Below are 14,738 nucleotides of genomic sequence, written 5' to 3' on the forward strand. Positions count from 1 at the left end.
GTTTCTTTTTAGGGTCTCATTCGGTCCGGTAACGCTTCCACACCTATTTTATCGGTGCAGGACCATCATAAGTCCCGTCATTATCGCTGATTGCAGTCCAGCTTTTTTCCGACGCATCCTTGGCCTCAAGACCGGACCAATTGCCTTCGGCGGTACTGATGTTGCCATTGATATCCTCATTCCAGAACCCGACCACCGCCGGGGTGATGTTAAGATAAAGTTCCCCATCAACAATCCGCCACAGGTTGGGATTGGCAGGCACCTTGCCGCCCTTGGCAACGCCATAGGCACAATGACCATCATATTTCGGGGCATATTTCGCCGGATCGGCCAAAAACATGTCGCGATTTTCTTCCGACGCGAACGCCCAAGTCGCCCCGTTATAGTCGGCGGTAATATCCGCCCGACCCGGCACGGCATGGGGCTGCATCATGCCGGGATCTTTTTGTGGCAAATTGAAATAGGCCACCGCATCATAACCGCTAATCGCAAAGCCGGTTTCATCAACATATTGCTCACCGGCAATCGCTGCCCCCGACATGGCAACAAGCACTGCCGAACTCATCAAAAATCGCTTTAACATTTCCCAGGTTCTCCGGTTGAATTTACGCCATGCCCAAAGATTGACCGATGGGGCGATAAAATCGAAATGACGTTGCGACACTGTTTCGTGAGCTTGCGTGATCTTCACGATGCCCCCTAAAACTTCCCCTTAAAAACAATGTCAAAAAACATTTGACCTCAACTTAACTTGAGGAATTAGGACAAAGGAATAAGCTAACCCTTCAAAAAGGAGAACCGCCATGGCTGAAGCATTTCTCGAACATGTGAATTTCACCGTTTCCGATCCGGCCAAAACCGCACAGCGGCTGTGTGACTGGTTTGGCTGGCATATCCGCTGGCATGGGGCCGCGATCCATGATGGCACGACCTATCATGTTGGCAACACATCCAGTTACGTCGCACTCTATTCGCCGGGCAGACCAAATGACGGTTCCGAAAGTTCCTATGAAACCCGTGGGGGTCTGAACCATGTGGCGATTGTGGTGGATGATCTTGATGCCACCGAACAACGGATCAAGGCATCTGGCTATCAAACCAAAAACCACGCCGACTACGACCCCGGTCGCCGGTTCTATTTCGATGATGAAGACGGCATCGAGTTTGAAATCGTCAGCTACTCCTGACGCCTTCAGCCCAACCCGATGCCCGATGCCCTAGCACGGTTTATAGCTCTGCTCGTTCTGCAGCGACGGCACCATGCGTCGAATTTCCGCCACCCGATCCAGATCGATCTCGGCGGTGACAAAGCCGGGATCGGTCCCGCCATCGGCCAGAACGTTGCCCCACGGATCAATGATCAGCGAATGACCAAATGTTTGCCGGTTGCCCGGATGATCGCCGCACTGCGCAGCCGCAATGACAAAACAGCCGTTCTCAATCGCGCGTGCCTTAAGCAACGTATGCCAATGTGCCTGCCCGGTGGTGCGGGTAAAGGCGGCTGGAATGCTCAGTATCTTTGCCCCGGCCTTGGCATAATCACGAAACAGATGGGGAAACCGCACGTCATAGCAAATCGACACGCCAATTTTGCCATAGCCTGTTTCCGCCACGCGGGCCGCATCGCCGGGCCGGAATGTTTTGCTTTCGCGGTAGCTTTCCCCGTTTGCCAGATCGACATCGAACATATGAATTTTGTCATATGATATGATAATATTGCCATCCGGGCCGATGACAAAGCAGCGATTGGCCACCCGATCCTCGTCGCGCGCTTTGACATGCAGCGATCCGACAATCAGGGTCGCCTCCAATTCTTTGGCAAGATCACCAAAAAACGCCAGTCCGGGGTGTTCGTCTTCAAGGAAGGCCGCTGCGCGGACATTTTCCCCGCCAAACGACATCATTGATACGTTTTCAGGAAATGCGATCAACCGCGCCCCAACCGCATGCGCATCGCGGGCATAGGTCGCCGCACGCGCAAGATTATCAGTCATATCATCACGGGAATTGACCTGAACGCAGGCCGCAATGAAACGGGTCATGACGCAATCTCCTTTTTACGATCATCCATATGATGATGGAGATGTCAGTCCGAGGCGGCAAGTCTCATTTGCCATAAGTCATACAAATATAAACCCGCGATCATCCGTGTCGATGACCAGGTTCTGAGCCGCCGCAAAGACTTTTCACCTAAAACACATAATCAGGACAATTATTCATAATTTATGACTAATCACCCCATCGGGAAATTTCACCTTTCGCGACGTCGAATTAGTGTATACAGTATTCCGTACACCTAAGAAGGATTGAAGATGGAACCTCTTTCCGGTCGCAAAAGTCTGACTGACGAAGTGCACGACCGTTTGGTCGATGCGCTGTGTTCTGGTGCTCTCCCTCCCGGAACGCCTTTGCGTCAGGAAGCTATTGCCGAGGAGCTCAATGTCTCGCGGCAACCAGTGTTGCAAGCTCTGGGGTTGCTGCGGCGTGACGGACTGGTTGAACCAATGGGGCGGCGCGGATACCGCGTTTCCCAAGTGGATGCCAATCTGGTCCGTCACGTTTATGACCTGCGAGAAGCCTTTGACGGGCTCGCGGCCCGTCTTGCGGCTCAATCCTTGGATGTTAACCGGAAATCGGCTCTGCGGGCTGCCATACAACAGGGACACCACGCTCTGGGCAGCGGCGACACCGCAGACCTTGTTGCAGCCGATGTCGCATTCCATCAAACGATCTATCGCCTTTCGGGTAATCCCTTATTGCCCGAGGCATCTGCAGCCGTCTGGCTGCAAATCCGGCGTGTTATGCATGCCTATCTTCAGAGCGGATCGTCCCGAGATCCGATCTGGACGGAACATGAAGCCATCGCCGACGCGATTTGTGCCGGCGATGGCGATCTTGCCCAACAGCTTGCCATTAACCATAGCAACAATGCCAAGCACCGCCTGACGTCGAAAATGAAGGATACCAAGACTCACACAAACTAGGGTCTGAACCCTAACCGCCCGCAACCGGGCACATCAGCCGCACCATAAAAACAACACTGTGCGGATCGGAGGAAACATCATGAAACTCAACGAAACGGCACTTGCCGAATTTCGCGAAAAGGGCTTTGTTTTTCTACCCGAACTGTTTTCCCGCGACGAAGCCGCCTTGCTTCTGTCCGAAGCCCGAAAGATTTATGCCTCCGACCGCGAAGAGGTCTGGCGCGAGACATCCGGTGTTGCCCGAACGGCCTTTGCCGCGCACACCTATAACGATGCCCACCGCCGCCTTGGCGCCCATCCCCGCCTGATTGAACCTGTTGAACAGTTTCTCGACGAACAGGTCTACATGCATCAATACAAAATCAACGCCAAGGCCGCCTTTGATGGTGCGGTCTGGCAATGGCATCAGGATTACGGCACCTGGCAGCGCGATGACGAAATGCCCGAACCGCGCGCCTTTAACATTGCCCTGTTCCTCGAAGACGTCACCCCGGCCAACGGCCCGCTTTTGTTTATCCCCAAAAGCCACAAGGCCGGTGTGCTGAAGGCCGGACATGACCTTGAAACCACGTCCTATCCGCTATGGACACTTGATCGCGAAACAGTGACCGAACTGGCAAAAGATGGCGGCTGCGAAGCCCCGGTTGGTCCGGCTGGATCGGTTGTGATGTTCCATGGCAATCTGGTTCATGCCAGCCCGCCCAACATCAGCCCGTTTGACCGAACGATTGTCTATCTCAGCCTCTGTGCGGTGTCTAACCACATCCGGGCGTTCAATCGCAAACCATGGATTGCACACCGCGATTTCACCCCGATCACCCCACTTGCCGATGACTGCCTTGACGAGCTGGTTTCAAAGCAATCTGCGGCATAAAAAGTTCCGGGGCTGGAGACTAAAATGAATCTCGACGCAAAACTGCGCAAGCGTGCCGATGAGGGCAATCCGGTCCGGGTTGGTATCATCGGGGCGGGTAAATTCGGATCGATGTTTTTAAGTCAGGCCGGGCATCATCCGGGCTATCACGTGCTGGGCATTGCCGATCTCAGCATTGACCGCGCCAAAGGCGCGCTGAAACGGGTCGGATGGTCGGCGGAGCAATATGGCGCACCCAACCCGGCATCGGCCCTTAAAAACGGCACCACATGGCTCACCGAAGACGCCGACGCGCTGATTGAGGCCGACGGGCTTGACGTCATCATTGATGCCACCGGCAGTCCGGCGGCGGGTATCCGGTTCGGGTTAAAGGCGATTGAGCATGGCCGCCATATCGTCATGGTCAATGTCGAGGCCGATGTTCTTGCCGGGCCGCTTTTGGCCAAGCGGGCCGAGGCTGCTGGTCTGGTTTATTCGATGGCCTATGGCGATCAACCGGCCCTGATTGCCGAAATGGTCGATTGGGCACGTGCGGTTGGCCTATCGGTTGTCTGTGCGGGCAAGGGCACAAAGTATCTGCCGATTTATCATCACGTCACACCCGATGATGTCTGGACCCATTATGGCCTGACACCTGATCAGGCCAAGGCGGGCGGCATGAACCCGCAAATTTTCAACAGCTTCCTCGATGGCACCAAGTCGGCCATCGAAATGGCGGCGGTATCCAACGCCTGTGATCTCATCCCACAGGACTGCGGGCTGCAATTCCCGGCCTGCGGGGTGGATGATTTACCGCGTCTTTTATGCCCCCGTGAAAGTGGTGGCATTCTGGACCGCAAGGGCACGGTCGAAGTGGTGTCGAGCCTTGAACGCGATACCCGCCCGGTGTTTCGTGATCTGCGCTGGGGCGTTTATGTCACGTTTGAAGCGCCGAGTGATTATGTCGCACGCTGCTTTTCCGAATATGGCTTACTCACCGATCCCACCGGGCAATATTCGACAATGTATAAGCCCTATCACCTGATCGGGCTGGAACTTGGCATTTCGGTGGCGTCCGCAGCACTCCGCCATGAAGCCACCGGATCATCGCGTGTCTGGTCGGGTGATGCCGTTGCCACCGCCAAACGCGATCTTGCGGTGGGTGACATGCTTGATGGTGAAGGCGGCTATACCGTTTACGGAAAACTGACGCCTGCCAAAACATCCCGCGCCCGTAATGCGCTTCCGATCGGGCTGGCCCATCATTTGAAAGTCAAACGTGCGGTTGCCTGTGATCAGGTTCTGACATGGGATGACGTTGAATTTGATGCTCATGACCCCGCCATCGCGTTTCGCAAGGAAATGGAACAGCAGTTTTCCCAATAAACCCAATCCCCCGTGCCACCACCAACAAAACCCCCGGTCATCTTGATCGGGGGTTTTGATTTTCAGTAAGGTATTAGCTCCGATCCACCGCGTCGAACTCCCGCATCAGGGTCGCGACAAGCTCGGCTGCGGGCATCACACGCGCAAGCGGCGCGCCCTGCCCGGCCCATTGCGCCCCAAAGCCGTATTCGCCCTGTGCCTTGGCCGCAGCATTCAATACTTTTCCCGCGTCATAAGCAATCGGATAGGATGGTACGGCGACCTCCAAAGCATCCCCCAAAGCCGTAAAGCGGTTTGCAATCGCACGGGCCGGACGCCCGGAAATCAGCGATGTCAGTTGGGTATGATATGCACCATCCCCCATAAGCGCTTTGCGATATCCGTCATCAGCCGACGTTTCCGGGCATGCGATAAAAGCCGTCCCCAGTTGGGCGGCAACGGCGCCAAGATCACGGACCGCCGCAATCCCCGCACCATCCATAATGCCGCCCGCCGCAACAACCGGCAAAGAGCAATGGCGTACCAGCAGACGGGTCAATGCGATGGTCCCCAAACCATCATCGTGCGCATGCGGGTCAAAAACACCGCGATGACCGCCGGCCTCAATCCCCTGTGCAACAATGACATCAATGCCCGCCGCCTCAATCTTGCGTGCCTCGTCCAGACTGGTGGCCGTCGCAAACAGCATGATCCCGGCCTGTTTTAAAGCCGCAATCGCATCGGCAGACGGCAATCCGAAATGCAGGCTGACCACAGCCGGTTTCATATCGATCAAAAGTTTGAGCATTTCCGGATCATCGGCAAAGCTTTTATAGATGGTGCGCAAACTTGACGGCGGCGCTGCACCGAACGCGTCAAAATACGGCCTTAACGCGTCGAGCCACGCCGCTTCGCGCGCCCGGTCCGGTTGGGGTGTTTCATGCACGAACACATTGACGTTGAAGGCACGGTCGGTCGCAGCACGTAATTCCTCGATCATTTTGCGCGCACCGGACGGATCAGTCGCGCCGATACCAATCGATCCCAAGCCCCCTGCATTGGAAACCGCTGCGGCAAGTGCCGGGGTAGAAACCCCGGCCATTGGGGCCTGTACAATCGGCAATGTCACACCAAGCGTATCGAGCATTTCAATCCTCCCGGAGGCTTTCGCACCATCAGGCACAACCATCTTTCATGAATTAAGAATTAATATTGACATATATTCTTTAATAATGAATATAAATTCAAGAAAATTCTGTACTGGATAATTCACGATGGATCTTGCATCGCTGGCAATTTTTCGCACCGTCGCAAAAGAACAGGGAATTACACGCGCAGCCGAACGGCTTGGCCGGGTGCCGTCAAACGTCACCACGCGCATCCAGCAACTTGAAACAGAAATCGGTGTTGCCCTGTTTCAACGCGAAAAAAAACGCATGTTTCTCACACAGGAAGGTGAAACTTTTCTGGAGTATGCGGATCGCATTCTGAACCTTGCCGATGAAGCCCGACAGGTTATTAATCCGTCGGCTCCGTGCGGAACCTTGCGGGTCGGATCAATGGAAAGCACAGTCGCCAGCCGTCTTCCCGTGCCACTTGCGGCATATAACAAGGCATGGCCCGACGTCACAATCGAACTTTCAACCGCCCCCACCCGCCAGCTTATCGATGCCCTTCTGGGGCGGCGTATTGATTGCGCGCTGATTGCAGTTCCTTCGGGTGAATGGTGGCTGGAACCCGGAACACTTGATACGCACGCCCTGTTTCGCGAACAGCTGGTGCTGTTGTTGCCGCCCGGACATCCCGATATCCGCCATGCCAGCGATATCAAACCAAAAGCATTGGCCGCCTTTGCACCGGGTTGCACCTATCGCATGCTGGCGGAGGAATGGCTGACAGGTTTTGGCTCAATCAAGGAACATTTCGCGGTTCAGGAAGTCGGTTCCTATCACGCGATGTTTGCCTGCACAGCAGCAGGTTCATGCATCAGCATCATGCCACGCAGTGTCGTTGATCTGATGCGCCATATTGGCCCGGTCAGGGAACATCCGCTCATGACTGTTGATACTGTTCTGGCCTGCCGCCCGGGATTTGAAACCCCGGCATTTTCGGAATTTCGCAAAACGCTTGAAGCCGTATCCGACATTAAAAAATAAACGGGTGGCAACGATCATTGCCACCCGATTTAGTCATCTAGAATCTTGAACTTATGCAGACAGCTTGGTGTCCAGATCGCCCTTGGCGTTTAGCGCCATCAGTTCGTCACAGCCGCCGATATGTTCGTCATTGATGAAGATTTGCGGCACGGTATGTTTTCCGTTTGCACGGTCCATCATTTCCTTTTTGCGCCGTGGCTCCATCATCACGTCGATCAGCTGGTACTTGGCACCTTTTTCTTCCAGAAGCTTACGCGCGCGTTTGCAGAACGGGCACCATTCGGTGGCATACACTTCAACTTTTGCCATGTGGTTATCTTCCTTATTCTATCCGCCAATCGCCTTTAATCGCCCGGCAATCCGGGAAACCAACGCATGATATGGCGTGAAATTCAGTTTGGATGAGGGCTGTATATCAGAAATTCTGCACCGCGTCATCGCACGACACGTGCAACCGTGATCACGGATACGTGCATGGCCCCGGCCTGCTTTAAACTGCTGGCACAGGCATTGGCGGTTGCCCCGGTTGTCAGCACATCATCGACTAAAACAACATTGGCCCCGGCAAGGCCAAGACGATCCGCACGGGTTTCATCAATGCGAAACGCCCCGCCAACCTCGCGTTTGCGCGAAGATGGCCCCAATCCGCCAAGGCTTCGTGTATTGCGGTTCCGCCGTAACACCAAACCATCCCAAATAATTCCGGTGTGACGCGAAAGCCTTTGCGCCAAAAGGCCCGACTGATTGTAGCGCCGCGATAACAAACGTCGGCGATGTAAGGGGACCGGTAAAATCAACGTCGCATCGCCCCACATATCGTGTCCGGCCTGAAACATCCAGCGTGCCAGAAGCGGGGTTAAATCGGTACGGTCCGCATGCTTGAACCGCAAAAGATACTCGCGGCTATGATCGTCATAGACCAAGGCCGCACGTGCCTGATCAAAGGCCGGTTTCTTTTGATGGCAGTTCCCGCACAGGGTTTTACCATCCGCGTCTTGGTCAATAGCCTCGATGTTAGCGCTAACATCGAGTTCGAACGGATATCCACAGCACGCACACTGCGGGGCGGTGATAAACCGCAATCCGGCCCAGCAATCGGCACAGACCGCATGGGTGGTATCAGTGATTTCCCCACATCCGCCGCAACGCGGTGGTAAAACGGTTCGCAACCCGATTTGCAGCATATTGCCGATCACACGGCCAATTTGCGACGATGCGTTTCCCACCAGATGCCCCAAAACACTGAACTGGAAACGGAATATAGCACGTACCGGGACCAGGGCCTGACCCTAAAATGTGCTTCCCTAGTTAATGCGCGCGTCTGCCCGCAGACGATCCACCGCCAGATCAATAAAGGCGCGCACCTTGGCAGATGCATGGCGGCCTTCGGGATGGACAATATGGATCGGCAGTGGTTCGGGTTCATACTCAGTTAAAACCACTTCAAGCAATCCATCCTGAATATAGGGGGCCGCCTGATAGGAGAGCATGCGCAGCACGCCCCAGCCGTCAATTGCTGCCTGGCGGCCGGCTGCAATCGAATTGCTTTGCAGACGTGCTGTGACGGCAAGGTTGATTTTCTGATCCCGGCCAAATTGCCAGTCAAGGGGTATCGAGGATCCGGTCGATGCAATAATCTTATGCGTCCCAAGGTCTGCGGGCACCTGTGGCCGGCCATTTCGTGCAAAGTAGTCCGGTGAACCGCAAACGACATGGCGCACGGTTCCAACCTTGATCGCGCTCATGGATGTGTCGGCCATATGACCGATGCGAATGGCAATATCGATCCCTTCGTCGACAATATTGACAATCCGGTCAAGCAACAGCGCATGGCCGCGCATCTCGGGATAAAGATCAAGGAATTCGGCCAGAATTGGAAAAACATACATCTGCCCGAACAGAACCGGGGCGGTGATCGTCAATGTGCCGCTCGGCTTGGCATACTCGCCCCCTGCGGCGGCTTCGGCCTCGTTCAAGGCGGCAAGCAAGCGTTTGCAATCGGCATAATAGCGCGCGCCCGGTTCGGTCAGGGTCACCGATCTTGTTGTTCGGGTCAGAAGCCGCGCACCGGTGATTTGTTCAAGATATGCCACCGCACGTGTGACTGCGGGTGGACTTGAATGTAATTGTCGCGCGGCTTCGGCGAAGCTTCGGGCTTCGACGACGCGGACAAAAATCCGCATTGCCTGAAATCGATCCATGATGCTTTCCTAGCCGCTGACTAATTATTCCACCTTTCGGAACAATGAATTCCCATAAAACCATATTCCGCAATCACGAGGCAACAATCATGATCAGATCATCCCATAAACACTGTCCACGAAAAGGATCGCGATCATGAAACTGCATCATTTCCCGCTTTCGGGTCATGCCCACCGTGCCCATCTTTTTCTAAACCTTCTGGGTGTTGAGCACGAGGTAAGCATTGTCGATTTGGCCAACGGCGCACATAAGTCGCCGGAATTCCTTAAACTGAACCCGCTTGGGCAGGTCCCGGTTCTTGAAGATGGCGATGTCGTGATTGCCGATTCAATTGCCATCATGACCTATGTCGCCAAAAAGCTTGGTGCCACCGACTGGCTGCCCGAAGACGCCGAGGGTGCCGCCAAAGTTCAGAAATGGCTTTCGGTTGCGGCCGGGCAGATTGCCTATGGCGTTTGTGCAGCGCGCCTGATCACGGTGTTTAACGCGCCGTTCAATGCCGAGGAAGTCATTGCACGCGCCCATGCCATCCTTGCACAGATTGAGCAACAGCTTTCAGGTAATGACTGGATCGCGCTTGATCATCCGACCATCGCCGATGTCGCGCTTTACAGCTATATCGCCAATGCACCGGAAGGCAATGTTGACCTTGCCGCCTATGACAATGTGCGTGCGTGGCTAAAACGGGTTGAAGCCCTGCCCGGTTTCGTCGCGTTTGAGCAAACAGTCGCCGGTCTTCGCAAGGCGATCTGACGGGCGGGGTTGGTCTTTCACTTTGTTTGTGCCCCTGCTCAAACTCCCCCCTGCCCCAAGACCGGCCCTGAGCCTCGTCCTTCGAAAAGGAAACTGTCATGAACACGCGCAGTGCATCACCCTCAAAAATCCCATCTTCCGCCCCCGTCCAATTCACGCCGTCAGGTGCGGACACGTCCGGCCCGTGGCATGAGGGCGAGATCCACATGCAGCAGTTGGTCGGTGTCGAGACAAAGATGGCCGAGATGGGCAAACGTGTGCTGCGTGATCATCTGATTGATCAACATCGTCAGTTCTATCCGCAACTGCCCTTTGCCGTATTTGGCACGGTCGATGATGCGGGCGATGTCTGGGCAACCCTTCGCGCCAACCACCCCGGTTTTCTCAACTCGCCTGATCCCCATCATCTTTCGGTCAGCATCCCGCGCGATGCGACCGATCCTGCGGATGCCGGCATACATGACGGCACGGCGATCGGCATGATCGGGATTGAACTGCATACCAGACGGCGTAACCGTATGAACGGTACAATTGCGCATTCTTCCGATGATCACTTTACCATCGAGGTCGGGCACAGCTATGGCAATTGCCCGCAGTATATCCATCTGCGCGATTTTGAATTCATCCGTGATCCACTTGCCCCTGCCGCGCCACAGGCCGAGACGTCGGCAGAACTTGATGAACGGGCACGGGCGATCATTGCCGCTGCCGACACCTTTTTTGTCGCAACCTATGTTGATCGTGCCGGAAAAAAACGCGAAGTCGATGTATCCCATCGCGGCGGCAAAGCCGGGTTTGTCCACATAGACGCCGACGGCACCCTGACCATTCCCGATTTTGCCGGAAACCTGTTTTTCAACACGCTGGGCAATATCCTGACCAACCCGAAGGCAGGGTTGATCTTTACCGATTTTAACACGGGCAATGTCTTGCAAATCACCGGCGATGCCGACGTCATTGTCGAAGGGCCGGAAATCGCCGCCTTTCAGGGGGCTGAACGCCTTTGGCGTGTTTTCCCGCGCAAGGTGGTTTTCAGGGACTCTGCCCTGCCGATACGCTGGCGCGATCAAGCGGACGGCGCATCGCCCAACAGCCTTCTGACCGGCGATTGGGAAAGTGCGGCCCGGAACCTTGCGGCCATTGAGGCGGCAAAAAGCTGGCGTCCGTTCAAAATTGCCCGGATTACCGAGGAAAACCACCTGATCAAATCGTTTCACCTTGAACCGGCGGACCAAAGCGGCATTGCCCTTAGCAAAGCGGGACAGCATTTGCCGATCCGTGTGCAGATACCCGGCACGGACACGCCGTTGATCCGAACCTATACGCTTTCAAATGGGCCATCGGATGATACCTATCGCATCAGCGTAAAGCGCGAAGGTGTTGTCTCAAGCCACTTGCATGACACCCTGCGCGTTGGCGATATGATCGAGGCGCGGGCACCAGCCGGGGAGTTTCACCTTGATGTCAACGCAAAGCGGCCGGTGGTTCTGATGGCGGGCGGCATTGGCATTACCCCGATGATTTCGATGCTGCGCCATATTGTCTATGAAGGACTGCGCACGCGCGGTTTCCGTCCGGCATGGCTGTTTTATTCTGCCCGAAATCTCGCTAATCGGGCCTTTGACAGCGAGATCATTGAACTTGTGAAGGCCGCGCAGGGCAACATTCGCCTTGTCCGGGTTCTGGCCGATGCAGATGGAGCCGAACCGCGCAAGGATTACGAGGCATCAGGTCATATCGACATGAATTTGCTTCGGTCGCTGCTGCCGTTTGATGATTTTGATTTTTATCTGTGTGGGCCGCCGCCCTTCATGCAGGCGATGTATGATGGCCTGCGCGGGTTAAACATTACCAATAACCGCATCCATGCCGAGGCCTTTGGCCCCGCATCGCTGCAACGAAGCCTTGATGCCAATGACCAATTGCCCGAACTCGCCCCGGCGAGTTCCAAAGCAACACAGGTCGCATTCGCGAAATCCGGTCAGGCCGCCATCTGGCAACCCGACGCCGACAAGACGCTGCTTGAACTTGCCGAGGATGCCGGACTTGCCCCGGAAGCCAGCTGTCGCGGGGGCAACTGCGGCACATGCCGGACCAAAATTTTACAAGGACACGTGACCTATAAAACCCACCCCAGTGCGGCGGTTAAACCTGACGAGGCATTGATCTGTTGTGCTATGCCCGCCGCATCCGAAACCGACGGTGATGCGACGCTCATATTGGAACTTTAAGGCCGATCTTCGATTGCGCCATGGGGCGGGACGCTCTATCTAGGTCGTAACATTTGAAACGACTTTGCCGGAGCTTCCCGCCCCATGGCCGATCCGATCACGGTCTTTGATCGTCATATCCTTAAACTGCGCCGCGACCGCGCCGCATCACGCGCGTCCGAGTTCAACTTCCTGTTTGCCGAAACCGCCGACCGACTGGCCGACCGGCTTGAAGACACCACGCGCAATTTCCCGCGTGCAGTTGATCTTGGCTGTCATAGTGGTGAGTTGGCACAGATCCTTTCTGCAAGCAGCCGGGTCGAGACATTGCATCAAGCTGATATCTCCTATCGTTATGCCAAGGCCGCGCGTGATCTTAATGGCCGGTCCAGCATGGTGGCGGATGAAGAATTCCTGCCCTTTGCCGAAGGATCGCTTGATCTGATCCTGTCGAACTTGAGCCTGCATTGGGTCAATGATCTGCCGGGCATGTTGCTTCAGGCGCGCCGTGCGCTGAAATCCGATGGGTTGTTTCTGGCGTCTATGCTGGGTGGGGAGACGCTTAAAGACCTGCGCGAAGCCCTGATGACGGCTGAGGCCGAAGAAGAAGGCGGCGTATCGCCGAGGGTTTCCCCGTTTGTCGATGTCAAGGATGCTGGTGCATTACTTCAACGCAGCGGCTTTGCCCTACCGGTGGTGGACGCCGATGACATCACGATTGATTATCCCGATGCGCTTAAACTGATGCGCGATCTTTCGGGGATGGGCGAAAGCAACATTGTCGCCAAACGATCCCGGAAATTCACCAAACGCAGCACGCTTGCCCGGGCTGCTGCGATCTATCACGAACGCCATGGCCGCCCAGATGGCCGGGTGCATGCCAAGTTTCAGGTGATCTATCTGACCGGCTGGGCACCCGATGACAGTCAGCCCAAGCCGCTGCGCCGGGGGTCTGGTCAGGTTAGTCTGGTGGATTTCCTTGGTGACGTTCCAGACAAGCCGGAACCGCGAAACTAAGACTTATTGGCCCGCAAGAACCATCTCGCGGATTTTGGTGGCCTTTTCGAAATGATCAAGCCGGTGGGTTTTGATCCACCATGTGGCGGCCTCCATCAGCATATCCGGATCATCGTTTCTGTTGGCAAAAAACGCATAGAATGACAGGCCGACATTCGGGCCTTTTTGCGCGATCTTTTTGTCGCAAACGGCAATGATTTTATCGCGCAGACTTTTATGCATTTTGCTGACCTCTTCCTACTAATCCTAACTATAGGCCAACAATCTTATAACGATTGGCCTCGTTTCTGCCCGTGCTCACGTCGCGTTCTCTAAGTACGGTGATCAAACCTGCAACAAGCAAAACGTTTAAAGCCAAACTAACGTTCTTTCTTAGCACACCCGAATACTCGACAATTTTGTCGTAACTCAAGCTGGCTACGTTACTGTTGTTATCCCTAAACGTCGCAAGCAAAAGATATATCTTTAGAGCGTCTAAAGATGATCTGGATCGAATAGGCATACTTTTAAGGCCAGAAAAACGTTGACCTCCTATTCCGTAAAGATGTGTCTTGGGCAGTTTACACCAAACGTTACCGTTCGTGTAATTGCAAAGTGTATAAACATTTGTACGTCCTCTCCTGCTCCGAACAACTATTTCTCGTTCCACCAGCAAAGTGATCGCCTGATTCAGCAGAGGGCGCGAAACTCCCGTATATAGTTCGAGTTTGTCGTAGCGGACCTCACAACTGCCTTGCGTCGCGCTATCGGCCTTATCTTCAGATTCATTTTTGGCGAAGCAAGCGAGTACAATCAGGATACGTAGTGCGGCAATCGAGACACCAACTTGTGGCGCTCTGAATCCTCGTAACTTATCGTGCTGACTTATCCACGCACTTGGCAAACGCGCAAATGACATTCAAAACTCCGTGCGTAACTATTTCTTCAAAGCGCACAAAACCACGTACAAAGCGAAGCCAACTACGAGAAGCGCACTGATTGCAATTATACTGATCATCGCGAGAGGACTTGCGTCAACGACAGCGCCAACGACAGTAAAAAAGGAAGTAAGGAACTCCATGGAAACCACTCCTGCACAAAAACAAGTTAACGGTGTAACCGTGCAGAAATTTAAATACACTCGAGCAACAGTATCTAGATATAGTTCCGTTATAGGCCAAAAATATTAAACACTAATATATTGTTTTATAATAATTTT

16 protein-coding genes are annotated in these 14,738 nt (G+C 54.5%); 8 read left to right on the forward strand and 8 right to left on the reverse strand.

Annotated features, from left to right (window positions below):
* Positions 1–43: 43 nt before the first annotated feature.
* Positions 44–565: a YHS domain-containing (seleno)protein gene (locus tag AC0VXT_RS14655; protein WP_475546007.1), complete on the reverse strand. Its 522-nt coding sequence runs from the start codon at positions 563–565 to the stop codon at positions 44–46.
* A 238-nt stretch (positions 566–803) separates the two neighbouring features.
* On the opposite strand from AC0VXT_RS14655, the gene AC0VXT_RS14660 reads away from it, so the two are divergent.
* Positions 804–1,187, forward strand: coding sequence for a VOC family protein (locus tag AC0VXT_RS14660; RefSeq protein WP_475546008.1), 384 nt, complete (start codon positions 804–806; stop codon positions 1,185–1,187).
* A 30-nt stretch (positions 1,188–1,217) separates the two neighbouring features.
* Here AC0VXT_RS14660 and AC0VXT_RS14665 read toward each other — a convergent pair whose 3' ends face one another.
* Positions 1,218–2,042: a carbon-nitrogen hydrolase family protein gene (locus tag AC0VXT_RS14665; RefSeq protein WP_475546009.1), complete on the reverse strand. Its 825-nt coding sequence runs from the start codon at positions 2,040–2,042 to the stop codon at positions 1,218–1,220.
* A 270-nt stretch (positions 2,043–2,312) separates the two neighbouring features.
* Here AC0VXT_RS14665 and AC0VXT_RS14670 point away from each other — a divergent pair, with 270 nt between their 5' ends.
* From AC0VXT_RS14670 to AC0VXT_RS14680, 3 genes are all read left to right on the forward strand, one after another.
* Complete coding sequence (locus AC0VXT_RS14670; RefSeq protein WP_475546010.1) at positions 2,313–2,984, forward strand: GntR family transcriptional regulator; 672 nt, start codon at positions 2,313–2,315, stop codon at positions 2,982–2,984.
* A gap of 79 nt (positions 2,985–3,063) precedes the next feature.
* Positions 3,064–3,858, forward strand: a complete 795-nt coding sequence (locus AC0VXT_RS14675; protein ID WP_022733073.1) for a phytanoyl-CoA dioxygenase family protein — start codon at positions 3,064–3,066, stop codon at positions 3,856–3,858.
* A gap of 24 nt (positions 3,859–3,882) precedes the next feature.
* Complete coding sequence (locus AC0VXT_RS14680) at positions 3,883–5,223, forward strand: NAD(P)H-dependent oxidoreductase (RefSeq protein WP_475546011.1); 1,341 nt, start codon at positions 3,883–3,885, stop codon at positions 5,221–5,223.
* A 73-nt stretch (positions 5,224–5,296) separates the two neighbouring features.
* Here the strand turns inward: AC0VXT_RS14680 and AC0VXT_RS14685 are convergent, their stop codons facing one another.
* Positions 5,297–6,349 carry an NAD(P)H-dependent flavin oxidoreductase gene (locus AC0VXT_RS14685; RefSeq protein ID WP_475546012.1) on the reverse strand — a complete coding sequence of 351 codons (1,053 nt, stop codon included), beginning with the start codon at positions 6,347–6,349 and terminating at the stop codon, positions 5,297–5,299.
* 127 nt (positions 6,350–6,476) lie between these two features.
* Here AC0VXT_RS14685 and AC0VXT_RS14690 point away from each other — a divergent pair, with 127 nt between their 5' ends.
* Positions 6,477–7,358, forward strand: coding sequence for a LysR family transcriptional regulator (locus AC0VXT_RS14690; RefSeq protein ID WP_475546013.1), 882 nt, complete (start codon positions 6,477–6,479; stop codon positions 7,356–7,358).
* Positions 7,359–7,409: 51 nt separating this feature from the next.
* Here AC0VXT_RS14690 and grxC read toward each other — a convergent pair whose 3' ends face one another.
* The 3 genes from grxC to AC0VXT_RS14705 form a co-directional block, all read right to left on the reverse strand.
* Positions 7,410–7,667, reverse strand: a complete 258-nt coding sequence (grxC, locus tag AC0VXT_RS14695; RefSeq protein WP_022733069.1) for a glutaredoxin 3 — start codon at positions 7,665–7,667, stop codon at positions 7,410–7,412.
* Between the two features lie 125 nt (positions 7,668–7,792).
* Positions 7,793–8,584 carry a double zinc ribbon domain-containing protein gene (locus AC0VXT_RS14700; protein WP_475546014.1) on the reverse strand — a complete coding sequence of 264 codons (792 nt, stop codon included), beginning with the start codon at positions 8,582–8,584 and terminating at the stop codon, positions 7,793–7,795.
* Positions 8,585–8,662: 78 nt separating this feature from the next.
* Complete coding sequence (locus AC0VXT_RS14705) at positions 8,663–9,559, reverse strand: LysR family transcriptional regulator (protein ID WP_475546015.1); 897 nt, start codon at positions 9,557–9,559, stop codon at positions 8,663–8,665.
* 136 nt (positions 9,560–9,695) lie between these two features.
* Between AC0VXT_RS14705 and AC0VXT_RS14710 the strand changes: the two genes are divergently transcribed.
* The 3 genes from AC0VXT_RS14710 to AC0VXT_RS14720 all read left to right on the forward strand — a co-directional run bounded on the left by AC0VXT_RS14710 (position 9,696) and on the right by AC0VXT_RS14720 (position 13,540).
* Positions 9,696–10,313, forward strand: coding sequence for a glutathione S-transferase family protein (locus AC0VXT_RS14710; RefSeq protein WP_475546016.1), 618 nt, complete (start codon positions 9,696–9,698; stop codon positions 10,311–10,313).
* A 98-nt stretch (positions 10,314–10,411) separates the two neighbouring features.
* Entirely contained in the window at positions 10,412–12,544 is a 2,133-nt protein-coding gene (locus AC0VXT_RS14715) for a 2Fe-2S iron-sulfur cluster-binding protein (RefSeq protein ID WP_475546017.1), read from the forward strand.
* 84 nt (positions 12,545–12,628) lie between these two features.
* The gene (locus AC0VXT_RS14720) at positions 12,629–13,540 is read left to right on the forward strand and encodes a methyltransferase domain-containing protein (RefSeq protein ID WP_475546018.1); all 912 of its coding nucleotides are present in this window, start codon (positions 12,629–12,631) and stop codon (positions 13,538–13,540) included.
* A 3-nt stretch (positions 13,541–13,543) separates the two neighbouring features.
* On the opposite strand, the gene AC0VXT_RS14725 is transcribed toward AC0VXT_RS14720, so the two are convergent.
* Both AC0VXT_RS14725 and AC0VXT_RS14730 read right to left on the reverse strand, forming a co-directional pair.
* Positions 13,544–13,762, reverse strand: coding sequence for a DUF6500 family protein (locus tag AC0VXT_RS14725; RefSeq protein WP_475546019.1), 219 nt, complete (start codon positions 13,760–13,762; stop codon positions 13,544–13,546).
* 28 nt (positions 13,763–13,790) lie between these two features.
* On the reverse strand, positions 13,791–14,438 hold the full coding sequence (locus AC0VXT_RS14730) for a hypothetical protein (RefSeq protein WP_475546020.1): 648 nt from the start codon (positions 14,436–14,438) through the stop codon (positions 13,791–13,793).
* Positions 14,439–14,738: the final 300 nt, after the last annotated feature.

Source organism: Thalassospira sp. Z349TD_5, from assembly GCF_056173045.1.